The organism is Desulfovibrio desulfopostgatei, from assembly GCF_053570645.1.
In genome coordinates, this window is sequence record NZ_JBRBQS010000002.1 from 2,905,353 (window position 1) to 2,931,486 (window position 26,134).

Annotated in this window: 21 protein-coding genes; 11 read left to right on the forward strand and 10 right to left on the reverse strand. The window is 59.7% G+C overall.

Annotated elements, in window-relative coordinates; translation table 11 throughout:
- Window positions 1-193 precede the first annotated feature (193 nt).
- The 7 genes from ACUZ9Q_RS12770 (at window position 194) to ACUZ9Q_RS12800 (ending at window position 8,821) form a co-directional block, all read left to right on the forward strand.
- A complete protein-coding gene (locus ACUZ9Q_RS12770; RefSeq protein WP_215648357.1) occupies window positions 194-1,513 on the forward strand; it encodes an aminotransferase class I/II-fold pyridoxal phosphate-dependent enzyme in 1,320 nt (439 codons plus the stop codon).
- 225 nt (window positions 1,514-1,738) lie between these two features.
- Window positions 1,739-3,055 carry a glycosyltransferase family 4 protein gene (locus ACUZ9Q_RS12775; protein ID WP_227118096.1) on the forward strand — a complete coding sequence of 439 codons (1,317 nt, stop codon included), beginning with the start codon at window positions 1,739-1,741 and terminating at the stop codon, window positions 3,053-3,055.
- Window positions 3,052-4,071, forward strand: coding sequence for a glycosyl transferase family 1 (locus ACUZ9Q_RS12780; protein WP_323390162.1), 1,020 nt, complete (start codon window positions 3,052-3,054; stop codon window positions 4,069-4,071). Before ACUZ9Q_RS12775 ends, ACUZ9Q_RS12780 begins: the two co-directional genes overlap by 4 nt.
- A gap of 118 nt (window positions 4,072-4,189) precedes the next feature.
- Window positions 4,190-5,548, forward strand: a complete 1,359-nt coding sequence (locus tag ACUZ9Q_RS12785) for a glycosyltransferase family 4 protein (RefSeq protein ID WP_192112719.1) — start codon at window positions 4,190-4,192, stop codon at window positions 5,546-5,548.
- Window positions 5,536-7,452: an asparagine synthase (glutamine-hydrolyzing) gene (asnB, locus tag ACUZ9Q_RS12790; protein WP_300552078.1), complete on the forward strand. Its 1,917-nt coding sequence runs from the start codon at window positions 5,536-5,538 to the stop codon at window positions 7,450-7,452. The genes ACUZ9Q_RS12785 and asnB overlap by 13 nt, the downstream gene beginning before the upstream one ends.
- Window positions 7,453-7,543: 91 nt before the next feature.
- Window positions 7,544-8,404 (forward strand): zinc metalloprotease HtpX, encoded by an 861-nt coding sequence (locus ACUZ9Q_RS12795; protein ID WP_192112717.1) that lies wholly within the window; start codon window positions 7,544-7,546, stop codon window positions 8,402-8,404.
- Window positions 8,405-8,425: 21 nt separating this feature from the next.
- Window positions 8,426-8,821, forward strand: coding sequence for a DVU_2496 family lipoprotein (locus tag ACUZ9Q_RS12800; RefSeq protein WP_225529945.1), 396 nt, complete (start codon window positions 8,426-8,428; stop codon window positions 8,819-8,821).
- Between the two features lie 80 nt (window positions 8,822-8,901).
- Here the strand turns inward: ACUZ9Q_RS12800 and ACUZ9Q_RS12805 are convergent, their stop codons facing one another.
- The 7 genes from ACUZ9Q_RS12805 to ACUZ9Q_RS12835 all read right to left on the reverse strand — a co-directional run bounded on the left by ACUZ9Q_RS12805 (window position 8,902) and on the right by ACUZ9Q_RS12835 (window position 17,891).
- The gene (locus tag ACUZ9Q_RS12805) at window positions 8,902-9,765 is read right to left on the reverse strand and encodes a class I SAM-dependent methyltransferase (protein WP_449247999.1); all 864 of its coding nucleotides are present in this window, start codon (window positions 9,763-9,765) and stop codon (window positions 8,902-8,904) included.
- A gap of 266 nt (window positions 9,766-10,031) precedes the next feature.
- The gene (gene argJ / locus ACUZ9Q_RS12810; RefSeq protein ID WP_215648345.1) at window positions 10,032-11,219 is read right to left on the reverse strand and encodes a bifunctional glutamate N-acetyltransferase/amino-acid acetyltransferase ArgJ; all 1,188 of its coding nucleotides are present in this window, start codon (window positions 11,217-11,219) and stop codon (window positions 10,032-10,034) included.
- 222 nt (window positions 11,220-11,441) lie between these two features.
- The gene (gene fusA / locus ACUZ9Q_RS12815) at window positions 11,442-13,520 is read right to left on the reverse strand and encodes an elongation factor G (RefSeq protein ID WP_192112714.1); all 2,079 of its coding nucleotides are present in this window, start codon (window positions 13,518-13,520) and stop codon (window positions 11,442-11,444) included.
- A gap of 102 nt (window positions 13,521-13,622) precedes the next feature.
- Complete coding sequence (gene rpsG, locus ACUZ9Q_RS12820; RefSeq protein WP_192112713.1) at window positions 13,623-14,093, reverse strand: 30S ribosomal protein S7; 471 nt, start codon at window positions 14,091-14,093, stop codon at window positions 13,623-13,625.
- A 110-nt stretch (window positions 14,094-14,203) separates the two neighbouring features.
- A complete protein-coding gene (gene rpsL, locus ACUZ9Q_RS12825) occupies window positions 14,204-14,575 on the reverse strand; it encodes a 30S ribosomal protein S12 (protein WP_008683436.1) in 372 nt (123 codons plus the stop codon).
- A 184-nt stretch (window positions 14,576-14,759) separates the two neighbouring features.
- Window positions 14,760-15,104 carry a DMT family transporter gene (locus ACUZ9Q_RS12830; protein ID WP_192112712.1) on the reverse strand — a complete coding sequence of 115 codons (345 nt, stop codon included), beginning with the start codon at window positions 15,102-15,104 and terminating at the stop codon, window positions 14,760-14,762.
- A 123-nt stretch (window positions 15,105-15,227) separates the two neighbouring features.
- Complete coding sequence (locus ACUZ9Q_RS12835; protein ID WP_449248000.1) at window positions 15,228-17,891, reverse strand: valine--tRNA ligase; 2,664 nt, start codon at window positions 17,889-17,891, stop codon at window positions 15,228-15,230.
- A gap of 28 nt (window positions 17,892-17,919) precedes the next feature.
- Between ACUZ9Q_RS12835 and ACUZ9Q_RS12840 the strand changes: the two genes are divergently transcribed.
- The 3 genes from ACUZ9Q_RS12840 (at window position 17,920) to lipA (ending at window position 21,157) form a co-directional block, all read left to right on the forward strand.
- Entirely contained in the window at window positions 17,920-19,374 is a 1,455-nt protein-coding gene (locus ACUZ9Q_RS12840) for a BPL-N domain-containing protein (protein WP_449248001.1), read from the forward strand.
- Between the two features lie 29 nt (window positions 19,375-19,403).
- Window positions 19,404-20,183: a lipoyl(octanoyl) transferase LipB gene (gene lipB, locus ACUZ9Q_RS12845; RefSeq protein ID WP_449248002.1), complete on the forward strand. Its 780-nt coding sequence runs from the start codon at window positions 19,404-19,406 to the stop codon at window positions 20,181-20,183.
- A 92-nt stretch (window positions 20,184-20,275) separates the two neighbouring features.
- Entirely contained in the window at window positions 20,276-21,157 is an 882-nt protein-coding gene (lipA, locus tag ACUZ9Q_RS12850) for a lipoyl synthase (RefSeq protein WP_449248003.1), read from the forward strand.
- Window positions 21,158-21,284: 127 nt separating this feature from the next.
- Here the strand turns inward: lipA and ACUZ9Q_RS12855 are convergent, their stop codons facing one another.
- The 3 genes from ACUZ9Q_RS12855 to ACUZ9Q_RS12865 all read right to left on the reverse strand — a co-directional run bounded on the left by ACUZ9Q_RS12855 (window position 21,285) and on the right by ACUZ9Q_RS12865 (window position 24,625).
- A complete protein-coding gene (locus tag ACUZ9Q_RS12855) occupies window positions 21,285-22,268 on the reverse strand; it encodes an AEC family transporter (protein ID WP_227118054.1) in 984 nt (327 codons plus the stop codon).
- A 324-nt stretch (window positions 22,269-22,592) separates the two neighbouring features.
- Window positions 22,593-23,156, reverse strand: coding sequence for an OmpH family outer membrane protein (locus ACUZ9Q_RS12860; RefSeq protein ID WP_192112707.1), 564 nt, complete (start codon window positions 23,154-23,156; stop codon window positions 22,593-22,595).
- A 155-nt stretch (window positions 23,157-23,311) separates the two neighbouring features.
- Window positions 23,312-24,625 carry a transglycosylase SLT domain-containing protein gene (locus ACUZ9Q_RS12865; RefSeq protein WP_449248004.1) on the reverse strand — a complete coding sequence of 438 codons (1,314 nt, stop codon included), beginning with the start codon at window positions 24,623-24,625 and terminating at the stop codon, window positions 23,312-23,314.
- Between the two features lie 386 nt (window positions 24,626-25,011).
- Between ACUZ9Q_RS12865 and ACUZ9Q_RS12870 the strand changes: the two genes are divergently transcribed.
- Window positions 25,012-26,133 (forward strand): hypothetical protein, encoded by a 1,122-nt coding sequence (locus ACUZ9Q_RS12870; protein WP_192112706.1) that lies wholly within the window; start codon window positions 25,012-25,014, stop codon window positions 26,131-26,133.
- Window position 26,134 lies beyond the last annotated feature (1 nt).

A 26,134-nucleotide genomic window follows, 5' to 3' on the forward strand; every position in this document is an offset into this window, starting at 1 on the left:
CAAACTCTTTTATCGCGCAGCCAAACAAAGCAGCGCTACCTGCAAAGCTTTCAACAGAGCCGCCCCACACGCGACTTGCCATAACATCTTGCTTTGGCTATACTGGCTACTTACAATGTTGCGCCTGCCGGATTTCGGCCCTCATCTGGCCTGCCAGGCACGGCTTTTTTGGACAAATTTACGAGGACGAGGCATGAAGAACAACCATTCCTATCAGGCTGGCCAAGAGGCGGTGCAAACTCCCGCCGCCGCCGAAAGCAGCGCTTCCGGATTTAACCGCACGCGTTCCAAGCTCGCCTTTGATCGGCTTGTGGAAATGGGAGCCAAGATGGGGATGGAAAATCCTCTGTTTCTTTGCCATGAGCGCGCGGCCAAAGCCACCACGTTCATTTCCGGCAAAGAATATCTCAATTTTTCCACGTACGACTATCTGGATATCAACGCTCACCCCGAGATCACCGCGGCCGTCAGCGAAGCTGCTGCCATTTACGGCACCTCCGCCGGCGCCAGCCGCCTGGTCGGCGGCGAACGTCCGCCCCACCGTGAGCTTGAACGCGCCTTTGCCGACCTGTACGGTGTGGAAGACTGCATCATCTATGTGAGCGGCCACGCCACCAACGTCTCGACCCTTGGCTTTCTTTTCGGCCACCGCGACGCCATTTTCCATGACGGTCTGGCTCACAACTCGTTGGTTCAGGGCGCACGTCTCTCCGGCGCATCGCGCTACTCATACGCCCACAACGATTGCGATGCCCTTGAAGAAATGCTCAAGGCCAAACGCGCCGAGCACAAGCGCGCCGTTATCGTTACCGAAGGCCTGTTCAGCATGGACGGCAACATCCCCGATCTGCCGCGCATCATTGAACTGAAAAAACGTTACGACTGCATGCTGCTTGTGGACGAAGCCCACTCCCTTGGCGTGCTTGGCGCAACGGGCCGTGGCGCGCACGAGCATTTCAATATTGACCCCACCGATGTGGATATGTGGATGAGCACGCTCTCCAAATCCATGTGCGGTTGCGGCGGCTTCATTGCCGGCAGCCACGAACTGATCGAATTCCTCAAGTACGGTTCGCCGGGCTTTGTTTTCAGCGTGGGCATGCCCCCCATTATCGCCGTGGCCTGCCACAAGGCTCTGGACATCATGCTGCGCGAACCCGAGCGGGTGCACAAGCTGCAGAAGATTTCGCACTTCTTTGTGGACTACGCCGCCAGCATTGGCCTTGATACGGGCGCGGCCCAGGGCTACGCCGTTGTGCCGGTCATGGTGGGCGACCCCATGGTGGCGGGCTTTTTGTCCAACGCACTGTTCAAGCGCGGCATCTATGTGATGCCCATCACCTTCCCTGCTGTCAAAGAAGGCACTGACCGTCTGCGTTTCTTCCTTTCCGCAGCCCATACGGAAGAACATATCCGCACGGCGCTGGATGCCGTGAAGGAAGAAATCCCCAAGGCCTGGGCCATTGTGGACGACTACAAGCGCCAGAACGCCAGCGAGAGCGGGCAGGCGTAACTTCATAGCGACCCGTGTTGCGTGGTCGAACTGTCGCTTGAGCGGGCGTTACATCGCCCGCTTGAGGATCGCAACTGTGCGATTATGCGGCATGTTCGCATTTTCGGGCAGATGGAACCTCCGTCTGCCGTGCCGGGCCAAGTGGCCCGGCTCTTGTTTGCAGCGGAGAAAACCATGACGCATATTGATGGCGCAGAAGCAGAGCAGAGCGCATCACAACCGAAAATGGACGCCTTGCCGGTTGTTGCCTATGTTCTGCTTTGGTTTCCCCTCTCCTCCGAAACGTTCATCTTTCGCGAGGTTGTGCAGCTTATGGCGCGGGGATTGCCTGTGCGCGCCTATACCATGTATGGTAAAAGCCTGAGCGGCTGTAGCGAAGAAATGCGCAAGTTTACCGGGCCTGTGGAACGCATGGGCGTTGGCGGCACAGTGCGCATTCTCCGGGCTTTCATACGTGCGCTTTCACGCAATCCGCTCAAGGTCTGGGGCCTCATGCGCAAGGGGTTTTTCCATCGCATGCGCAACATGGAGTCCCTGGGTGAAAATCTGTGGTGCTTCATGGCCGGCTTTTTGCTCGCCGAGTTGTGCGTGAGGGACGGCGTCAAGCTTATCCACTCCCCGTGGGCCAACGGCCCGGCAACGGCGTCATGGGTGGCTTCGCGCCTCACGGGCATTCCCTTTGCCTTTACGGGCCGCGCTGGCGACATCTACCCAGAGGACGGCCTGCTGCGGGAAAAATCCGCAGATGCGCTCTTCATCCGCACCAACAACCACGCCAATGTGAGCTGGCTGCGCAAGTTCTGCCCTGCCGGGCAGGAATATAAGGTGCACGCCATTTACAACAGCCTTACATTTACCCCCAAGGGGCAGTGCGCTGTCAGCATGCGCCCCCCTTACCGTCTGCTGGCGGTGGGGCGCTTTGCGCGCACCAAGGGTTTTCCCGACCTGCTCTCCGCCATGGCGCGCCTGCAAAGAGAAAACGTGCCTGTGAGCCTGACCCTCGTGGGCAACGGGCGCTGGCGGCTCAAGCTCATGGGTATGCGCGACCGGCTGGGCCTTAAAAATATCGTTCACATGCCCGGCTTTATCCCGCACGACCAGATCTGCGGTTACATGCTCGACCACGACATGCTCATCATGCCGAGCGTTGTTCATTCCAACGGCGATCGCGACGGCATCCCCAACGTGATAATGGAAGCCCTCTCGCATCGCATGCCCGTCATTGCCACAGACGTGTGCGGCATCTCCGAAGTAATCATCAACGGAGAAACCGGACTGCTTACCCCGCAACGCAACCCGCGCGCCCTTGCTGATGCCGTGCGGCATATGGTTGAAGACCGGGAGCACGCAAGCCGCATGGCAGAGGCAGGCCGCGCCCGCGTTGAAAAAATGTTTGACCGGGAAAACAACATCACGGCCCTGCTGCGCCTTTATGTGGATGAAAGCCGTCATTACTGGAGCCATTCCGGCGGACAGACCGGAAGCTCCGCAGAGGACGACATCCCCGCCGCCATGAAAGCCGGAGCGGCAGGTCACGCATGAGCGTCAAACAGCCGCTCTATCTGGCCGTCAGTCTGGACGTTGAAGAAGAAGGCCTCTTTGGCGGACGCTACGCCCGTCGTGGCTTTTCCACGCGCAACACCGCCAGCTTGAGGGCCTTGGCCCCTTTCTGCACCATGGGCGTACGCCCCACCTTGTTCTGCGCCCACAGCGTGCTGGCGGATAAAACATCCCACGAGACCCTGGCATGGCTGCGCGACGAGCACCATGCGGAAATTGGCGCGCACCTGCACCACTGGAACACGCCGCCTCTGGCACTGGACGGATCGGAGCAAACCCTGCCCGACATGGCCGACAGCGTACCCGCTGCAGCACTTTCCAACGATCTGTTCGCCGCCAAACTCGCTGCGCTTAAGGAGGCTGGCCGGGCTGTGCAGAGCGCGCCGCTCACTTCCTTCCGCATGGGCAGATGGGATCTGCACCGCCAGCACTGGCCTCTTCTGGCCGCCGCGGGCATTCTTTGCGATGCCTCTGTGCGGCCCCTGCACTGCGCCACAACACCAATGCAAGGCCCCAACCATTTTGACGCGCCAGGCACCCCATACTGGGTTTCGGTGGGAGACGACAAAATTTTTGAAGTTCCCCTCACAGTGACCCCTCTCGTTCCGCAGCTTCCGGCCCTGTTGCGCAGCGTGTCCGGCCCGGCTGGCAAAAAAATTCGCGCCAGCCTGAAAAACTGGGGAGCGCTGGCTCTGCTGCCAGTTTACCATCCCCTGTGGGCCATGTGCGCCATTACAAAAATTTTTGCGGCCCGTGGCGGACGGGTGCTTTCCCTGACCTGGCATTCATCAGAAATGATGCCCGGCGGCACGCCTCACCTGCCTGACGCCGCAGCTGTGGCGCGCTTCACGCGCAAAGTTGCCGACTGGCTCAACTGGCTGCACAGGCATTACAGTGTGCGGTGCGTGACCATGGACGAACTGCGCTGCGAGCTTGGGCCAACGGCCCCCACCCTGCTGGGCAAGGGTGACTGGACTGGCGGGCCTGCAACCCCATAGCTCTGTTTTTCAAGAGAAATTTTACAAGCAACCCGTGATCATACATGCACAAAGAGACGGCGACAGCATTAATACCCAGCAACCCGCTGAGAAAAGCCCGCCGCATTTGGAGACAACCATGACGGAAACCAGCACCAAGGCCTCCCGCCCCGTATTCAAGACGGGCCTGCCGCACGTGGCCTATGTTCTGCTGTGGTATCCGCTGTTTACACAGCCCTTTATCTTCAGGGAAGTGGAAGGCCTCAAGGGGCTGCTGCCGCTTTCCGTCTACAGCCTGTACGGCCCCAACCTGCGCCACTGCTCCAACGAAATGCGGGCCGTGGCCGGAGAAACGCGCACCTATGGCATGCGCGCCCTGGGGCGAGTGCTGGGTGAATGCTTCCGGCAAATTGCGCTGCACCCTTTGCGTTCCGGACGCCTCTTCCGCAAGGCCATATTCCGCCGCTGGCGCAGCTGGGAAACCCTGGGTGAAAACCTTTGGGCATTCTGCGCCGGCATGTACCTGGGCCGCCTGTTCAGCGAGGCTGGCATAGACATGATCTACGCTCCATGGCCGCGCGGCACTGCCACAGCGGCCTGGGTTGCCTCGCAGATCGCCGGATTGCCCTTTGCCACTGCCGCGCGCGGCGACAATCTGGAGCCCGCAGACCCTGACCTTGGCGACAAACTGACCGCAGCTTTCTTTGTACGTGCCAACAACGAGGCGGACAAAACCCGCATCGAGGTTTTTGCCAAGGGGCAGGCCAAGGGCAAGGTGGAGCTGATCTACAACAGTCTTACCCTGCCGCCCTTGCCAGAAACTGATATTCCCGCAAGCGTCGCCGCACCCAAGGCACAGGAAAATGCCCAGACACAACAGCCCATGGAGCGCCCCGTGCGTCTTCTGGCTCTGGGGCGGTTTGACGTTACCAAGGGTTTTGACGTGCTGATCAAGGCCTGCGCCATCCTGCGCGACAGGGGCGTGGATTTCAGGCTTACCCTTGCAGGCGGCGGCGGCGCGGTTATGGGTCTTGGACGTATGGAAGCCGAGATATTGCGCCTGCGCGAGGAGCTGCGGCTTGAAGACCGTGTGCTGCTGCCGGGCATTATTTCGCACAACGAACTGCCGCACATCCTGGCCGAGCACGACATTTTTGCAGCGCCCTGCGTGGTGCACGAATCTGGCCGCCGCGACGGCATTCCCAACACGGTTATTGAAGCCTTGGCCTACGGCCTGCCCGTGGTGAGCACCACGGTCAACGCCCTGCCCGAAGTGGTGATCAACGGCAAAACCGGCCTTGCCGTGCCGCCCAACGATCCCGAGGCTCTGGCCGATGCCCTGCAACGCCTTGCCGATGACGACGCTCTGGCTCAGGAGCTGGCGCGCAACGGCAAACAGCTTGCGGCGGATATGTTTGACCCGACCCGCAACAATCGGCGTCTGGCAGATATTTTCATCAAACACTACACGATCTGGAAGCAAAAATGTGCGGTATAGCGGGCATTTGCCAAGTTGACGCCTCGCCTCTCACTCCCGAAGCCGGGCAGTGGGTCAAGGCCATGACCGATCGCATGTCCCATCGCGGCCCCGACGGTGAAGGACAGTGGAGCAGCGGCCCGGTCTGCCTTGGACACAGGCGGCTCTCCATCATCGACCTTTCCGGCGGCGGCCAGCCCATGCACAGCGCCGATGGCCAGATGACCGTCACCTTCAACGGTGAAATATACAATTATGCCGAGCTTAAGGAACAGTTGACCGCCCTTGGCGGGCAATTTCAGACCAGCTCCGACACGGAAGTCATTCTTGAAGGCTACCGCATTTGGGGGCCGGACTGTCTGGCCCGCTTTGACGGCATGTTTGCCTTTGCCCTGTGGGACAACCAGCAGCGCCGTCTGTTCTGCGCCCGCGACCGCTTTGGCAAAAAGCCCTTTTTTTATACCGTGCAGCACGGCAGGCTGTATTTTGCCTCCGAGCTGACCGGGATTGAACAGTTGCGCCATCTGAGCCTGACCATGAACCCGCAGGCCGTTATGCGCTATCTGGCCTACGAATATGTGCCCACGCCGCACAGCGTCTACACGGAGGTGCAGAGCCTGCCGCCTTCGCACATGTTGCTGCTGCAGGACGGCAACCTGAGCATTTCCCGCTACTGGGATATGCCCATGCCCGATGAATCCGACAACCGCAGCGACAATGAGCTTTGCGAAGAACTGCGCTTTCTGCTCTCGCGGGCGGTGCGCCGCCGCATGGTCAGTGATGTGCCGCTGGGCGTTTTTCTTTCCGGCGGCATTGATTCTTCCATTGTGGCGGGGCTCATGGCCCGCCAGTCTTCCACGGCCATCAAGACATTTTCCATCGGCTTCAGCGAGGCCAGCTACGATGAGTCTCGCTATGCCCGCATCGTGGCCAAGACCTTCGCCACCGACCACCATGAACGCGTGCTTTCCGCCGAAGAATGCGCGGATACACTGCCCGGCATCATCAGCCGCATGGACGTGCCCATGGCGGATGCGTCCGTTGCCCCCACATGGCTGCTTTCCGGCGTCACGCGCGAAAAGGTCACCGTGGCTCTTGGCGGCGACGGCGCGGACGAACTGTGGGCGGGGTACGAACACTATATCGGCTTCAAGGTTGCCCAGTGGTACAATGCTGCCCCCTCTGCGCTGCGCAAAGGCATCATAGAACCGCTCGCGCAATTGCTGCCCTCCTCTGCGGGGTACATCAACCCCCGCCTGGCCGTTGCCACATTCCTGCGGGCGGCGCACGCCCCGGCATGGCAGCGGGTGCAGACCATGCTCACGGCCTTTACGCCCGACATGCAGGAATCCATTCTGGATAGCGCTTTCAAGGCGCAACAGCCCGGCTTTCTGGCTCCCGAAGTTCTCTTTGCCCCCACGCGCGAACACTATGACCACTGGCAGCCGCAAAACGCCGCCACGCCGCTTGCCCGCGCTTTCCACGTATACGCCCGCCAGTTCATGCTTGATGATATCCTGGTCAAGGTTGACCGCTGCTCCATGCTGCACAGCCTGGAGGTTCGCGCGCCGTTCCTTGACAAGGACGCGGCGGAGTTTGCAGCTCGCCTGCCTGTGAGCAGGAAGCTGCACGGCTTCAAGCGCAAGTGGCTGCTCAAAAAGGCTTTTGCCGAGCTGCTGCCGGATGAAATCCTGTACCGCAACAAACGCGGTTTCCAGATTCCCGTGGCACAGTGGCTGCGTGGCCGCATGCGGCCCCTCATGGAAGACCTGCTGAGCGAATCCACCCTGAAGGCGCAGGGCATATTCAACCATCAGGCGGTTCGCGCCCTCATGGACGAGCATGTCTCCGGCAGGGCCGACCTGCGCAAGCCCCTCTGGACGCTGCTGGTCTTCCAGCTGTGGTGGAGGGCTCGCCATCCCTGAGCCTACTCCGCTTGCCACCATCAACAGAGTGCTTATAGTGAAAGAAGCATGCGGAAAACCCGCAGCTTAAATCTGCTTGAGAGGAAAATGCATGACCAGCCAGATCAAGACTGTTCTTCTGCTCGCCCTGCTTTCCGCCATTATAATCATGCTTGGCGGCCTGATGGGCGGGCGCACAGGCGTTATCTTTGCCTTTGGCCTAGCCCTGATCATGAACGTGGGCAGCTACTGGTATTCTGACAAGATAGTGCTTTCCATGTACCGCGCGCGCGAGCTTGCGCCGGAAGAAGCCCCCTATCTGCACAAAATTGTGGAAGAACTTTCCCGCAACGCGGGTATTCCCAAACCGCGCATCTGCGTGGTGCCTGAAGAAGCACCCAATGCTTTTGCCACGGGCCGCAACCCGGAAAATGCCGTTGTTGCCGTCACGGACGGCATCATGCGCCTGCTCTCGCCCGAAGAACTGCGCGGTGTGCTGGCGCACGAAATCGGGCACATCGTCAACCGCGACATTCTTATTCAGACCATTGCGGGCGTTATGGGTTCCGCCATTGTGACCCTTGCCAATATCTTTCAGTTTACGGCTATTTTTGGCGGCAACCGCGATGAAGAAGGCGGCGGAACCAACCCCATTGCCGCCATAGCTCTGGCCCTGCTGGCACCCATGGCTGCCGGGCTTATCCAGATGGCGATTTCACGCTCGCGCGAGTATCTGGCGGACGACACGGGCGCCGCGCTTTGCGGTCAGCCCCTGGCCCTTGCCGGGGCGCTGAACAAGCTGGGCATGGCAAGCGGCCAGATCCCCATGCAGGAAGGCAACCCCAGCACGGAACAAATGTTCATTGTGACCCCCATGTACGCTCATGGCGGCATGGCAAGCCTCTTCAGCACCCATCCGCCCCTGGAAGAGCGCATTCGCCGTCTGCGCGAAATGGCCGCTTCGGGGCGCTGAAACCACAGCACAATGAGGTAGATGATGCACGTACGCCTTGTTTGCGCCGCCCTGTTGAGCCTTGCGCTGATGGCCTGTACCAAGGCGCAGCCAACGCAGGATACAGCGCCCCTTCCCCCGGTTGAGCCTTGCCCATTTGTGTACGTCTACGCCCCTGGCAACTACATTGTAGATATTGCCAGCGGCTCGGAAGTGATTCTTGACCCCGGCGTACAGGAGTTTGATCTTTTCTGCTCACCTGGCGAAGCACGGGCGGCTGTTAATGAAGCAGTGCGGCTCGGTGTCCTGACCGAGGGCGACTGGCGCATCTACCGGCTTGAAGGCTCTATGGAAGAGATCGGCCAACGGCAGCGCAACAACCAGCATACCCTCACCCGCATGACTCAGATTGTGGACTGGGTGGCTGAAGGTTTCTAAACGCTGCATATAAATGAAATGCGAAAGCTCCGGGCATTTTCCATGTCCGGAGCTTTTTTGTCTGCACTGGCAATATGGGCTCAGTTTTTGCGAAACACCATAGTCATCATATTGCCCCAGAACGGCGGCGACATCCCTTCCGGTTCATCCCCCCTATTTCTGGCTTCAATCGCCTTGTACAACGTCTGAACGTCTCTGGGCGGGTCTGCGTATGGGGTTTCTTCATAAAAGAAGGTCTGCCCGGCCGTGACGCAACCCTGCGCAGCAAATTCTGCCGCCAGCGACTGCGGCGTGTAGCCCACGCAATCACACGGGGTCAAACTGAAGCGGAATTTGTTGCGGTAGACCTGATGGCAAAACGCTTCCATGTTGGGCTGCGCGGTCACGTACACATGGCCGCCAGGTGCAAGCAGGGAAGCCGCCTTGCTGAAAAAGCTGCGCGGCGAATGCACATACTGCAATACGCCGCGAAAAATAATCAGATCGTAACCGGGGGCTAAGTCCAGATCTGGAAAATATCCCTCCCGGACAGGATACCGCTGCGCAGCCTTCAAAGCCGCTTCATGGCCAAATTCCACCCCGCTGCACTCGTGCCCGGCAGCGGCAAACCAGTCCAGAAACAGGCCATCCGCACAGCCCACATCCAACACCCTGGCCCCGGGTTTCAGAAACTGCGCAATATACGCATAGTCCACCGCATACATGCGCTGCCGCAGGGCGCACTCCTCTTCCACTGCACTATGTTCACGGTTTTGATAGTCCTGCCAGTAGGCTGACAAACCCTCTGAGTTAAGTCGATGGTCGCAGTAGTACCCGCCGCAAGCGCACTTTTGCGCCATTACTCCCTCGCCAGCCTCATAGACTACCTGACTCTGTCTGCTGCCACAGACAGGACAGGCGTCAACACTTTCCAGATAGCGCCGTTCAAAAAACTCTTCTTCCATAATTCCCTCCTCAAAAACACTAAAGCTCCTCTGGCCTGCCTGTCCAGCATGTCTGCGAGAACTGGAGGCAGAAATCATGACGTGCAGAAAAATCGTATCTGCATGCAGCATGGAAGGTGTAAACGCATGGGCGCATCCTTCCATGTCAGGCAAGTATCGGTGAAAATGTAGGAAGATACAGCAAAAGCCCCGCAACGCGCAGGCAGGGCCTGATGCGGTGCGGGGCTTGATACGGTCAATGACAAGTGTGAAGTGATGGAGAAAACTTATGAACGGTAGTCAGAGTTCAGGGTCACGTATTCATGACCAAGGTCGGAAGCCTGGAAATTGTAGAAGCCGGAACCGCCGCCCAGATCGATCTCCACCTGTACGTCCTTGGCCTTGAGCAGTTCGGCCAGGGCGTCTTCCTTGTCTTCATTGACAGGGCAGCCCAGACGGAAGCGCTCAATGCCGCACAGTTTCATGCTGACCCTGGAGGGGTCAAACTTTGCGCCGCTGTAGCCAACAGCCGTCACGATGCGGCCCCAGTTGGCATCGCCGCCGTAAATGGCGGTCTTTACCAGTTGTGAATGCCCCACGCTGCGCGCCACAGTGCGGGCATCGTCATCGCTGGCGGCGCCCGTCACGGTGATGTGGATAACCTTGCTGGCTCCTTCGCCATCCATAACCAGCATATGCGACACAGTGCCAAGGATATCGGTAAGAGCTTCTTCCAGCAGCGCCAGATCTGCCGCACTTTCAGCAGCAACGCCAGACGCGCCGTTGGCAAGGCCCAGGATGGTGTCGTTGGTCGAGGTATCGCCGTCAACGCTCACGCGGTTGAAGGTTTTCTCCACGGCACGGCCAAACATGGCCTGCCAGGGATCGCGCGCCACCTTGGCGTCCGTAAGCGCCACGCAGAGCATGGTTGCCATGTTAGGGCAGATCATGCCCGCGCCCTTGGCCATCACGGTAAGGCGCGCAGTGCCGCCTGCGAGCGTAACCTCGCGCATGGAAAATTTTGGAAAGGCATCCGTGGTCATAAAGGCTCGTGTAAAGCCCTCCGCATCTCGGGTGCCTATATTGCTGACCAGTTTGGGCACTGCATCAAGCCACAGGTCCATCTTGAGATGCGCGCCCACAACGCCTGTGGAGAGGGGCAATATTTCATCGGCCTCAAGCCCGGTAAGGCCAGCCACCATTGCCTGCGTGGCGCGGCAGTTGGCAAGGCCCTCAGCGCCGGTGCAGGCGTTGGCCTGACCGGAATTTGCCAGTACAGCACGTGCTGTACCCCGGCTTGCCAGTATCTCCTGGCACACCAGCACAGGGGCGGCTTTGAACAGATTCTGGGTGAACATGCCCGCCAGCACGGCGGTTGTGTCTGAAACTATAATGCCAAGGTCGTCCCGGCCAGCCTTTTTGAAATTGGCAGCCGCAGCCCCAGCCCTGAAACCCTTTGGCAGATCGTCCTGCATCACCTACTCCATCACATCGTTGACTGTGCCGTGATGCCCCAACAGGGTGCGAAGCCTCACGCAATATAGCAAATCCAAGTTTCCGTTACAGCAGAATGCCCTTTTCTTGCCCTGCCAACAACAGCTAATTTCAGTGCCCGCCACAAGTAAGACGGGGGAGAAAGCTCACCGCTTCCTCCCCCGCTGTATAAAGCCTTGAGCGGCTAGGCCGCCAGGCTCAGATTATGTACGGCTCTTCTGGATTTCTTCGGCAATGGCCTGGGGCACGCGTTCGTAGTGATCGAACTGCATGGTGAAGGTGGCGCGGCCCTGAGTGCGCGAACGCAGGTCAGTGGCATAGCCGAACATGGCGGAAAGCGGCACCTGAGCGCGCACGCTCTGCGCGCCGCCAGCGCGGGCTTCCATGCTCTGCACGCGGCCACGGCGGCCATTGAGGTCGCCCATGACGTCGCCGAGGTATTCTTCAGGGGTAACCACTTCCACGTCCATGATGGGTTCGAGCAGCACAGGGGTAGCCTTGCGCATGCCGTCCTTGATGGCCATGGAGCCAGCCACGTAGAAGGCCTGTTCCGAGGAGTCGACTTCGTGGTACGAACCGAACACCAGGGTCACCTTCACGTCCACCACGGGGAAGCCAGCGAGCACACCGGACTTCAGGGCATCGTTAATACCCTTGTCCACAGCGGGGATGTATTCCTTGGGAATGACGCCGCCGGTGATGGCGTTTACGAACTGGTAACCGTTGCCGGGGTTGGGCTCAACGTCGATGACAACGTGACCGTACTGACCGCGACCACCAGACTGCTTGGCGTACTTGAGGTCCGACTTGGCAGGCTTGGAGATGGTTTCGCGGTAGGCAACCTGGGGCTTGCCCACGTTTGCGTTCACGCCGAATTCGCGGGTGAGGCGGTCAACGATGATTTCCAGGTGCAGTTCGCCCATACCGGCGATCAGGGTCTGGTTGGTTTCATCATCGCCCTTCACGCGGAACGAGGGGTCTTCCTTGGCCAGCTTGTTCAGAGCGGCGGAAAGAGCGTCGCGGTCGGCCTTGGTCTTGGGCTCGATGGCAACTTCGATAACCGGATCAGGAATGTTCAGCGATTCCAGAATGACTTCGCGCTTTTCGTCGCACAGGGTGTCGCCGGTGGAGGCGTTTTTCAGACCCACCAGAGCCACGATGTCGCCAGCGCCAGCCCATTTCACGTCTTCACGCTTGTTGGCGTGCATCTTCAGGATGCGGCCAATGCGTTCGCGCTTGCCGGTGTTGGCGTTGTACACGGTCATGCCGGATTCAAGGAAACCGGAGTAAATGCGGAAGAAGGACAAGTGACCGATGAAGGGGTCGGAGAAAAGCTTGAACACCAGACCGGCAAGGGGTTCCTTGTCGTCGCAATGGCATTCCACAATCTCTTCGGGCTTGCCGGCAATGTGGCCGGGCATGGGCGGGATGTCCACCGGAGAAGGCAGGTAGTCCACCACGGCGTCCAGCAGGGGCTGCACACCCATGTTGCGGAAGGCGGAACCCAGCAGCACCGGCACGATGTTGCGGGCAATGGTGGCCTTGCGGATGCAGGAGATAATTTCTTCTTCGGAAAGAGTCTCGCCGGCAAGGTACTTTTCGAGCAGGGCTTCGTCTTCCTCGGCCACGGCTTCCAGCATCTCGTGATGCTTTTCGTCGTAAAGATCCTTCATGTCGGCAGGCACGTCTTCAACGCTGAATTCCGCGCCCTTGGAGCTTTTGTCAAAACGGATGGCATGCCCGCGCACCAGATCCACCACGCCTTCAAATTTGTCTTCGCTGCCGATGGGCAACTGCAACGGCACGGCCTTGGCGCCAAGGCGGTCGTGAATCATCTCCACGCAGCGGAAGAAGTTGGCGCCGATACGGTCCATCTTGTTCACAAAGCAGATGCGGGGGACATTGTAGCGGTCAGCCTGACGCCACACGGTTTCAGACTGGGGTTCCACGCCGGCAACAGCGTCGAATACGCACACGGCACCGTCGAGCACGCGCAGCGAACGTTCCACTTCAATGGTGAAGTCCACGTGGCCGGGGGTGTCGATGATGTTAACGCGGCAGTCCTTCCAGAAGCAGGTGGTGGCGGCAGAAGTAATGGTAATGCCGCGTTCCTGTTCCTGCTCCATCCAGTCCATGGTGGAGGCGCCGTCGTGCGTTTCGCCGATCTTGTGGTTAACGCCGGTATAGAAAAGAATGCGTTCGGTGGTGGTAGTCTTGCCTGCGTCAATATGGGCCATAATGCCAATATTGCGCTGTTTGTTTACAGCAACGGTGCGGGACACGGTGTTTCCTCCATACTGCGGATGCGGTGTGGTGCAAAGCCGACGCCGCTTCCTTGCGGACGCGGCGTCGGGCTGAATTCAGATAAAAAACGGAAGGCCCTCTTACCAGCGGTAGTGAGCGAAAGCCTTGTTCGCGTCGGCCATGCGGTGCGTGTCTTCACGCTTTTTCACCGCGCCGCCGCGACCGTTGAAAGCATCCAGCAGTTCGGCGGAAAGTTTGGCAGTCATGCCTTTTTCACCGCGCGAACGGGCATAGTTGATAAGCCAGCGGATCGACAGGGAGACCTGACGTTCCGGGCGCACTTCCATGGGCACCTGGTAGGTGGCGCCGCCAACGCGGCGGGCCTTGACTTCCATGTGGGGCTTCACGTTGTCCAGGGCCTTTTCAAAGGCGCGCATGGGTTCTTCGCCCGTCTTTTCAGCCAGGGTCTCAAGGGAGCTGTAGAAAATCTTTTCGGCTGCACCCTTCTTGCCGTCGAACATAAGCCTGTTCACAAACTTGGTGACAAGGCGGCTGGAGTACAACGGATCGGGCAGCACTTCCCTCTTCGGGATAGGACCTTTACGGGGCATGGGGTTTCTCCTTCATGCTTGTTTTGCGGCGGCACCAAACCCCGCGGCGACCGGCGCTCCCCAGGGGAAGCAGCCAGGCGGGCCGCATGGCACGCGCCGAAAGAATAAAACTACTTGGGACGCTTGGCGCCGTACTTGGAACGGCTCTTGCGACGATCGGCCACGCCGGACGTATCAAGGGTACCGCGCACGATGTGGTAACGGACACCGGGCAAGTCTTTTACACGACCGCCGCGGATGATGACCACGGAGTGTTCCTGAAGGTTGTGGCCTTCGCCGGGGATGTAGGCCGTAACTTCGATGCCGTTGGTCAGGCGCACACGGGCGACCTTACGCAGAGCCGAGTTAGGCTTTTTCGGGGTGGTGGTGTAAACGCGGGTGCAAACGCCACGGCGCTGCGGGCAAGCCTGCAGGGCGGGGGTCTTCTTGCGCTTCACCACGGCCTTCCGCTCGATGCGGATAAGCTGGTTAATCGTGGGCATTATTTCCCTCCATATGGGATATTGCGCTCAAAAAAGAGCTTTTTGAACGACAGGACATAGCGTGTCCGCCGAGGCCTGTCAATAGGCAGGCCTCGGCGGACACGCGCACAAAAAAATTATTTTTATACCAAAGGCTGACAAAAAAACAAGCTGTTAGCCAACGGGCGGCATCAGTAAGTCCGTTTTAATGGGGCATGGAGCCTGAAAAAAAATGTATGACAAGCACGCCAAGCACAATCAGCCCGAGGCCAAGGCAGGCGGCAAGGTCAAGCTTCTGCCCAAAAACCAGCAAGCCCAGAAGCGAAACCAGCACAATGCCGATGCCGCTCCAGATGCCGTATGATATGCCCATGGGCACCACATTGAGCACCTTGGAAAGCAGGTAGAATGAAATACCGTAGCCGAGCAGCGAAGCAAGGGTGGGCAAAAGACGGCTCATACCCTCCGAATGCTTGAGGCAGGCTGTAGCCCCCACCTCGACCAGAATGGCCGCTCCAAGCTGAACATATGCCATTGCGGCAGGACTCATACCAACCTCTTTTGTATATCGGGGCAGTAGCGCCACCCGCAGGAACTGCGGCGCGGACAACAGGCAACCGCCCGCCGTCCGCGCCGCATATTCAGACCGGAAACCCCTTGGGGCGACAGCCGGTTATTCTTCGTTCAGGGCCTCGGCAAAGCGGGCGCGCAGAGCCTGCATTTTTTCCTTGGCGTCCAGCAGTTTTTCGGCGCGTTCGCGCTCGCGGGCCACCACGTCCGCAGGGGCGCGGCTCACAAAGCTCTCGTTGCTCAGCTTCATGTTCACGCCCACCACATCTTTTTCAAGCTTGGCGATTTCCTTGTCCAGACGGGCAAGCTCGCCGTTCAGATCAACCGCGCCCTTGAGGGGCACGATAACCTGGCAGCCTTCCACCACCGCAGAGGCCGAAGCCTTGGGCGCGTGTACATCCGCGCCGATGGTGAGGGTTTCAAGCCGCGCCAGGGTGGTCATGCACTGACTGCTGGCCTCGAGCAGTTCGGCCTGAGCCGCGTCCACAGGGTGCAGCATGAGGCTGACCTTGTGGCTGGGGCTGATGCCAAGCTCGGCCTTGATGGTACGCACTGCCACAATGATACCCTGAATCAGCTCCATGCGACCAGCTTCCACCGGGCGCTGGCAGGCAGGGCGCGCTGCGGGATACAGCTCGCGGGCGATATCTGTGGCCTTTTTGCCAGCCGCCACGGGCAGCGCGGCCCATATTTCTGCGGTCACAAAGGGCACGATGGGATGCAGCAGCACCAGCAGCTCGCGCAGGGCCAGCCACAGCACATACTGGGCCTCTGCCTTGCGCTTGGGGTCTTCAGACTGCATGTCGGGCTTGATAAGCTCAAGATACCAGTCGCAGAATTCATTCCACAGGAATTTGTAACCCAACTGCGCCGCATCGTTGAAGCGGTAATCGGCCAAGGCCTTGTCCATGTCCTGCTTGACCACTTCAAGCCGGTGCAGCAGCCACTGGTGGTGCAGACCGGGAACAGCCTCGGGAGCCACAGGGGCCGGGGCTTCTTCCGGCAGGTTCATGAGGGCGAAGCGGGCCGCGTTCCAGAGCTTGTTCACAAAGTGGCGGTAGCCCTCGATGCGCTCCTCGGAAAGGCGGATGTCGCGCCCCATGGCGGCAAAGGCCGTCAGGGTAAAGCGCAGGGCATCGCAGCCGTATTTGTCGATCATTTCCAGCGGGTCAATGACATTGCCCGTGGATTTGGACATCTTGCGGCCAGAGGCATCGCGCACCAGGGCATGCAGGTACACGTCCTTGAACGGCACTTCGCCCATAAAGTGGATGCCCATCATCATCATGCGGGCCACCCAGAAGAACAGGATGTCAAAGCCCGTCACCAGCACCGAGGTGGGGTACCAGCGGCGCAGATCCTTGGTGTCCTCAGGCCAGCCCATGGTGGAGAAAGGCCACAGCGCGGAGGAGAACCACGTGTCCAGCACGTCTTCTTCCTGCTTCAGCGCGCCGCCGCACTTGGGGCAGACTGCGGGGGATTCTTCGGCCACCACCAGTTCACCGCAGGATTCGCAGTTCCAGGCCGGGATGCGGTGCCCCCACCAAATCTGACGGCTGATGCACCAATCGCGGATGTTATCAAGCCAGTGATAGTAGGTCTTGAGCCACGTTTCGGGAAAAATCTTGGTCATGCCGGGCACGGCGTCGCGCGCGGCAGGGGCCATCTTGGTGGCGGCCACAAACCACTGCGTGGAAACGTGCGGTTCGACCACCGTATGACAGCGGTAGCAATGGCCCACGGCGTGATCGATTTCTTCTATGCCCTCAAGCTGCCCGGCGGCTTCAATATCGGCCACGATGCGGGTGCGACATTCTTCCTTGGCAAGGCCCGCATAGGCCCCGGCCTCGGCGGTCATGATGCCGTTTTCGTCAATGGCCTTGAGGAAGACGAGGTCGTGCTTCTTCCCCAGCATCCAGTCGTTATGGTCGTGGCAGGGCGTCACCTTGAGCGCGCCTGTGCCAAATTCGCGGTCAACATAGGCATCGGCGATAATGGGGATCTCGCGCCCAAGCACGGGGACCACGGCCTTTTTGCCTATGAGGGCGGTGTAGCGCTCATCTTCGGGGTGCACGCAAATGGCGGTGTCGCCGGGGATGGTCTCGGGCCGGGTGGTGGCAATGGTGATATGCCCGCTGCCGTCGGCCAGCAGATAGCGCACCTTCCACAACTTGCCCCGGCTCTGCTCGTGTTCCACTTCGTCATCGGCAAGAGCCGTGTGGCAGCGCGAGCACCAGTTGATGATGTAGTCGCCCTTGTAGATCAGCCCTTCATTATAGAGCTGCACAAAAACCTTGCGCACGGCGGCGGAAAGGCCTTCATCCATGGTGAAGCGCAGACGCGTCCAGTCCACGGAATCGCCAAGGGCGCGCGCCTGATCAAGAATGCGGTGGCCGTATTCATCGCGCCATTCCCACACCCGGTCGATAAAGGCTTCGCGGCCAAGATCCTTGCGGCTCTTGCCTTCCTTGGCCAGGGCGCGTTCCACCACGTTCTGCGTAGCAATGCCCGCGTGGTCGGTGCCGGGCACCCAGAGCACGTTCTTGCCCTTCTGGCGGGCGTGACGGCAGAGCACGTCAATAAGTGTATGGTTGAGCGCATGCCCTATGTGCAGCGCGCCCGTGACGTTGGGCGGCGGAATGACAATGGAATACGGCTCGCCGGGAGCGTCCGGATCGGGCGTAAAGGTTTTGTCATCTTCCCAGTGCTTGCGCCACCGGGCTTCAACGTCATGGGGCTCATAGCCCTTGGGTAGCGTATCCGCCATCTTGCTTTCTCCATGAAAGGCGGCGATAATGCGGTATATGTTTGCCGCACAGCCAATCTGCATTTTATGGGACGCGTCCCACATCTGGGGCCTCATGGCCTGGCGCGCTGTTCGCGCGCTGGGACTGCCCTGCCGCCTGGTTAAGGGACAAGAAATAGCCGAAGGCGCGTATTTAGGCAAGCCGGGGGGCGTCAGCCCCAATGGCGGCCCGCAACAGAGCGGCGCGGGCGTACGCCTGCTGCTGGTTCCCGGCGGCAACGCAAGGCTCAAGGCTGCGGCCCTCGGCAAGAACGGGCGCGAGGCCGTGCGTCAGTGGGTGGAACGCGGCGGCAACTATCTGGGCTTTTGCGGTGGTTCCGGCCTTGCCCTGACCCACCCAAACCCAGACCACGGCCTGAATATCTGCCCCTGGGCGCGGGCCGCTTACCCTGAACGTCTGTACCATCTTATTTCCGGGCATGTGCGCGCCCACGTTGCCAGCGGGCATGAATTCTCGCCCCGCAGGCCTGCCGAGCCAGACAGACAGCCCGTGAACGGGCACAATGATACAGGCGCGACTGCCCCCCTGTGCCCCGGTGTTCGCCGCGCTGCCGCGCGACAGGCCCAGAGCGGAGCAGCGTCTGAAATATTTTCTCCCTCTCTTCCTGTCTGGTGGCCGGGGCGCTTTGCGCCGGAAAAAAACAACCACGTCACCGTGCTGGCCTCCTACGGTTCGCCGGATGCGGATTTCTGGCTGGCGGACCTGCCCCTGCAAAGCTTGCCCTCCAAGGTTTTTTCTCACTGGCGCGACCTTTACGGTCTGAACCTCTCGGCAGATTTTCTTGAAGGCCAGCCCATGGCCGTGACCGGAGCTTACGGGCAGGGGCAGTATGTGCTGAGCTATTCGCACCTTGAAACGCCGCACAGCCCCGACGCCAACGCGTGGCTGGCCCAGTTGCTGCGCAGCATGACAGGCCTTGAGCCAACACGCGAAGATGTGCCCCTGTGGCAGCTGCGCCACCCCTGCGCTGCATGGCCAGAAGGTTCGGGCGGCCCCCTGCTGAGCGCCCTGCGCCACATGCGCGAGCTGCTTGATCTGGCAGTGGCCCACCATCTTTTCTTTGGGCGCACCCACTGGCTGTGGGGCTGGCGCACGGGCCTGCCCGGCGCGGCCTGCAACAACCTGCACGCGGCCCTGTGTACGGCGGCAAGCCTTGAACCGTCTGCGGCGGCGCTGGTCTACTGGCAGCAGGTGTCCCCGCGCTTTACCAAGCTCGAAGGCCTGTTTGCCGCCGGGGCGGAAGATTATTTTCTGGCCTGCCGCCTTGCGGAAACACTCTCCCCCACAATGCCCGACGCCATTGACAAGCGCGGGCTTGACCACCAGCGCGAATCGCTGTTCGGTCACCCCATGAACGGCGGGGGCATTCTGGCAGAGCTGCTGGAAATGACCGAAGAGCTCGTCTACCTTTCCCAGACTTCCATCCCCTGCGATCTGGCCTGATTCCGCTGCAACTAACCTGGCGCGGCGTCATGCCCCGCCGCCTCTGCGCGCCGCAAACGCTGGACGCCGGGGCCGCAAGCCGCTATGAGGGCTTTTTGCATCAACCTTCAATGCCCAAGGCTCACATGTACGCATTTGATCTCGGCTGCGCCCCCTACCAGCGCGCCTTTGAAATACAAAAACAGGCGCAGGCTTACGTGCTTCAGGGCGGCGACGACATTCTGCTGCTTCTGGAGCATCCGCCCACCGTCACCCTTGGCAAAAACTCCGGCCAGGAGAATCTGCCTCCCAACCTCGCCAGCATTTGGGGTTCGGCTGTGGATGTTGTGCACAGCACGCGCGGCGGCAATATTACCTGCCATTTTCCCGGTCAGCTGGTGGCCTACCCTATCATCAACCTGAAAAAACGTTCCGGCGGCGTCCGGGCCTATGTAAATGATGTGGAAGAAACCGCCATCCGCACGGTACGGCGCTTTGGCATTGAAGCGGCCCGCAAGCCGGGTTTTCCCGGCGTATGGGTGGGCGGCAGCAAGATTGCCTCTCTGGGCATTGCCGTGCAGCGCCACGTGACCCTGCACGGTCTGGCAATGAATGTGGACAGGGATCTTTCCCTCTTCAACATCATCACCCCATGCGGCCTTGATGGCGTGACCGCCACCTCGGTGCAGCGGGAACAGAACGGCGACCCGGCGACTATGGATGCTGTGAAAGCATGCTTTCTTGAAGCCTTTTGCGAGGTTTTCAGCCAGCCGCTGCCGCCCCTGCAATCGACGCAAGCCTGCGAAGCCCTGCTCGCGGGCCAACCGTAACGGACATGCAGGACGGATCAAATCACCAGCCCAACACCAGTTCAGGCAATTTGCGGCATGCCGCCGCAGGTGCCGCAGCAAGGACGAAACAGATGACTCAACCCGATTCTTCCGATAATTCCGGTTCTGCCTACGCCCCTCTGCGCAAGCCCGCATGGCTGCGCCGCCCGCTGGCCTCCGACAGGCGCTTTTTCACCACCTCCGCCCTGCTGAACGAGCAGGGGCTTTCCACCGTGTGCAAGGAGGCCAACTGCCCCAACCGGCAGGAATGCTTTTCTTCCGGCACGGCCACATTTCTGATTTTGGGTGAAACCTGTACGCGCAATTGCCGCTTCTGCAATATCCACCCCGGCCAGACCAGCGCCCCCGACCCCACGGAACCTCAGCGCGTGGCTCAGGCCGCCGTGACGCTGGGACTCAGGCATGTGGTTGTCACTTCTGTGACGCGTGACGATCTTGCGGACGGTGGTTCCGCCCAGTTTGCCGCCGTTATTCAGGCGCTCCGGCAGGCCCTGCCGCAGAGCAGTGTCGAGGTGCTTATCCCCGATTTTCAGGGCAACGCCGATGCCCTGCGCACGGTCATGGACGCCAAACCCCATATCATCAACCACAATGTGGAAACGCACCCCGCGCTCTATGCGCAGGTGCGCCCTCAGGCCGATTACGAGCAAAGTCTGGAACTGCTGCGCCGCGTAAACGACTGCGGCATGACGGCCAAAAGCGGCCTCATGGTGGGGCTGGGCGAAACAGACGCGCAGGTGCTTGAGGTGATCAAGGACCTGCACACCGTGGGCTGCTCCATTGTGACCATCGGCCAGTACCTGCCGCCCACAAGCCAGCACCACAAGCTTGACCGCTATGTGACGCCGGAACAGTTTGAAGAGTACGCCGCCTACGGTAAATCGCTGGGTTTGCGCCACGTGTTTTCCGGTCCGCTGGTGCGCAGCAGCTACCACGCAGCCAACTTTGCCTGATTGCGGGCCGGTCGCTGGCCAGCCTCTACCTGCCTCAACCGCGCAACCATAAAAAGCGGGCTTTGCTCCCCGGATCACTGCCGGAGAACAAAGCCCGCTTTTCGTTCCTCAAATTTCAAGACCCGGCTTAAACCATACCCAAGGCCTGAAAACCCCAGACAAAACCTGTCAGGGTAAAAATACTCAGCCCGTTGGCGACCACTGCCGTAAGGGCCGCTTCTTCCGGCACGGTGCTGTACACCTCGGCAATGACCGTCACCACCAGAGCCGTGGCCGTAGCGCTGACAATCACGCTGATTACGAGCCACAGGCCCGAAACACCCAAGGCCGCCAGCATGACCCAGCACAGCAGCGGGTGCAGAACCAGCTTGCAGAGAATAAACCACGTTTGCCGCGCAAAAGCGTGTCCGTGCGCCTGCCGCGTGGCCACCACCAGCTTTTGCCGCAAATCCAGCCCCAAAGCCAGCAGCATGCAGGGGGCCGCAGTGTAGCCCACAAGGCTCACCGCGCGGTCAAGCGGAGCCCACAACCCAAGCCCGGAGGCGGAAAGCGCTATGCCTGCCAGGGTCGAAAGCAGAATGGGGTTGCCAAGGATAAAAACCTTCAGAAGCTTGCCCACAAATTTCAGGGGATTGCCGCCGTCCCAGGCCAGCGACCCGGCCAGCGCATCCAGACGGGACTGCCCGATGATCATGACCACATTGGGCGTGAGGGTACACAGACCGGCAATGAGCATGGCTGTGGCATTGCCGGGGAACAGGTTGGACACGATGGGCAGCCCCACAAAGGCGGCATTGCAGGCGGAACAGGAAAGCCCGGCAATGACGCCCGGCCCAACGCCGCGCCGACAAAAAATCCTGTCGCCCACATAGCCGATGCAATACACCACGAGCTGGGAGCCAAGAATGCCCCCCCAGAAAGCCCAATGGGCAAGATCCTTCAGGCTGGCCCCAGCCAGCAGGTGCAGAATCAGCAACGGCAGAGCCAGCTTGAGCACATAGATGCCAAGAACAGGGCCAGCGTTTTCGGGCAATACATCGCGACTGCGCAAAAGAACGCCCGCGCCAATAATCAGAAATACGGGCATGACGGCAAACAGCGCTTGAAACATAACAAACCTTTTCCATTCGGATGCGTTTTTCACCCACCGGCATACCCGGCTGGCGACGGCGAAACTATGGCGCGGCTTGTCCACCTTGTCCAGTAAAAACTGTTTGTTCGTTCAAACAGTTTTTAAGATGTATAATTACAGAATATTACAAAAATTATATCATCTGTTTCAAACAATTGCCAACCCTTTGCCAGAGGTTCGAACACGCCCGCTTTTCAGCCCAGCCTCGCCCAAACCCGCAAACAGGCCATAAAAAAGCCCTCCGTCAATGACGAAGGGCTTTGCCAAACATTCAGCCGTTAAATACAGCCGAAAGAATCTGTCTTACTTTTTGGCCTTGGCAGCCTTGTCGTCCTTGGGCGTTTCGGCCTTGGGGGCGGCGGCTTCCGGAGCCTTTTCAGCTTCGGGCGTAACAGACTTGAAATCAAGCTTCTGCTTGTTCACAAGTTCCAGCACTTCATTGGTCACGTCGCTCTTGGAATCAAAAGCGGCGACAGCTTCAGTGCTGATAATGACGGCATAGCCCTTTTCAGTGCGATAGGTATTGATCACGCGCTGAATGGCATCATACAGCAGGTTTACAACATTCTGCTGTTCCACCTGCATGCGCTGCTGGGCAGACATGTAGACAGCCTGCAGTTCTTTCTGCGCTTCAGCGTCCTTGGGGTTGGCTTCCAGGCGCTGCTGGATGTCGTTAAGCTTGGTCTGCATGTCGCCCTGAAGGCTTTCAAGGAACTTCACGCCGGCCTTGCCAGGTTCGCTATCGCGCATCACGCGCGCCATATCCACCACCGCCACCTTGGGCTGGGCATTATTGTCGCCCTGTTGGCAGGCAAAAAGCATGAAGCTCAGCAGCAGAGCCAGCGGCATAAAAAAACGGATTCGCATGGTTGTGACCACTCCTCTAATAAATGCCGGGCATAGAGTTGGGGCTCGGCGTTGAAGAACATGTACGTTGTTTTTATAGGCACCACAACCATTTTTCGCTGAAATTCCCTCTTGGGCGGCGCTTTGCGCGCGCCCCTTCGCGAGGAAAATCCACATCAGCGCAGCGAGGCGTACTGGGCCTTCATTCTCTGCACCCGGGCAACGTAGAAACGTGTTTCACGGGCAGGCAGACGCGTGGCAAGATCTCTGTAAAAAGCGTCAACCGTCATGGCGTTTATGGTGTCCACGGCTTCTTCCATGGTTTTGCCGTAGAGCCGCAGAAAACGGTTCGGCCCCATATTGTAGGCGGCAATTGCGCAATATTCTCTTGCCAGCGGGTTGTGCACCCCGGAAAAATACCGGGTGAACAGGATGTGCAGGTAGGTGGTGCCATAGCGGATGTTGGTTTCCGGTACGCGCAGGTCGTCAAAACCCACGTCGCCCATGCGCCCGTAAAGGTATTTGTGCACCTCGTCGTTGGCGGTATCGGGCACTACCTGCATGAGGCCCATGGCCGACTTGTTGCTGACCAGGGTTGGCGAAAAGTCGCTTTCGCTGTGGATGATGGCGTACACAAGCTCGGTGCTCAAATTGTAGCGGCGCGAAAAATTCTCCACCAGATTCTGATAACGGCGGGCTCTGGCCTGTAGTTTTTCCATGTCATTATCGTCAATATCGCCCACAAAATTATCAAAAACAGTGCCGTGGCGCAGCACTTCAATGGCCGCCCTGCGCACCATGCGGGGCGAATAGCCCGCCAGCATGGCCGCGGGAGTCACCCAGCGCAGCGGGCGGCCCGCCGCATCAAGGGCATCGCCGTAATCGCGGGGCTGGTTGCTGACCAGAAGCGGGATGGAAACACCGTCCAGGGCCAGCAGAGGTGCAAAATCGCCCTGCGCGTCGCCTGAAAAGGCCAGTGATGGTTCGCCAGTATCAAGGATGACGCCGGCTGGCCCAAAGGAAACAATGCGCCGGGTCATATCCTGACCTGAGGCCTGACCTGTAGCCTTGCCTGTCGCAGAGCCCATCGCTGAGGATGTCCCCTGAGTTTTGTCCGTACCAGGTACCGGGCGGGCAGATGCGCTGGCATCGGCAGCCTGACGCGTCCGCGGACTGCCCCCGGATGTTTGTTCAGAATGCGGCTCCACCGCCCCGCGCACGGCCCACTGGCGTACACCGTCGCCCTGCGCCTGAATGGGAACGGGCATGTCTTCGGGACGCAGGCGGGCCACCATGCCGCTGGCGCGGCGGCGCAGTTCCGGCCCCTCGCTCTGCGGCACAAAACCGGCCAGCAGGCCGAGCACCAGCAAGGCGGCGGCAAGGCCGAGCGATATGAGCAATATTGTGTTACGTTGTTTCATGGGCATCCCCGTGGGCGTCGGCACGGCCTTGAGCCTGCCGCCGTCTGACGGTTGTAGGGCTGATCTCATACACCCTGCCCGCAGGCAGAATATGCGTCGGAAATCCGACAGCCGAGAATCTTCCGCAACACTTCTTGCAATTCCTTTGCCAATTCTCCACACGTCCCAGACAAACCACTTTACAAAATGTGTACTTTAATTCAGAACAGACGGCCCCATTTATGAGCTACCGTTGACCAGACCTTTTTTCCCACCTATACTTATTTCTGTGAAAAAAGGCTTGCACGCCATGCGCGCGAGAGCCGCCGCCCGGGCCTCAAAAGAGCCCTCAAGGCGGTCATTTCTCTGGGAATCAGGCGGTTCAGCCCGGGCAACAACGTCTTAATACGCGCATAGCCGCGCCGGTTCCCCATGCTGTCAGCCAACACAGGCACCCCGGGGAAATGGAGCAAACCGTGTCCCAGCATTCGCCAGAATACATTCGCGAAGAAATCAAACGCCTCCTCAAATATGCGCCGCCCGAAATGCGCGCCGCAGCCATTGCCCTGCTGCCCGCCGCAAAGCGCTCTCTCAACACCGGCTATCACCCCTGCCTGCGCGGGGTGCCCATGCGCAGCTGGCGCTGCCTGCTCATGCTGCTCACCTCCATATCTGCCATGCAGAACGATACCGAAATGCTGCTGCGCGTTTCCAACGATCTGCTCGCCATTGCCGACCGTATGGCCCCTCCTGGGGAAGTGCTGCGGCAAAGCGCTGAAATTCTTGTCCACGCCCTGTACGCCGATATGTACGTGTGCCGCCTGCGCAATGCCAATGGCGAATGGGTGGCGCGCTCGGCCAATCAGGTGGACGGCGGCAGCATACCCATCGTGGCCCCAATGCTGGAGGAAGGCCTGCGCGAACACCCCGTGATGCGCGCCATTCTTGAAGGCCACACCCGCTATGTGGTGTCCAACAACCTGCAGGCCCTGGCCATGGGCGGTGAATCCTTTGACTGCATCATCTACAAGGAAGGCTACCGTTCGCGTCTGGCCTTTGTGCTGCGAGAGCGCAGCAACAAGCCTCCCTTTGGCCTCGTAATGTTGTATACCAAACGTGAGTATGGCTTTGAAAGCTTTGACGAACGTTTTCTTTCAAAATGTGCCAGCATTGTTTCGCTCACCGTGGGCCGCCGCGTGGCTGTTGCCCGCGATACGCTGGAAAAAGCCGCCGGAGCCATGGCCCACTACGGCAACAACGCCCTGAACGTCATGCGCAATCAGGCGGAATATTGCGGCGAACTGGTGGAAGATCTGGACGCCAACCAGGCGCGCAGCCTGCGCCTTGCGCGCGAGCTGCTGGCCGAATTTCCTGAAAATTCGCGCGGGCGCATGCTCGGCATGGAGCTGGAACGCGCGCTCGCCCGCAACGACCTCACCGAACTGGCCGGGCATCTGGGCGGCGTGCTTGAAGGTACGCGGCGCATGACGCGCATTATCAATTCGCTCAAAAAATCCGCAGACCGGCCACGCCTGATGCACTACGCCCTTGGGCACGATGTGCTGCGCCTTGAGGACGATGTAACACGCGAGGATTAGT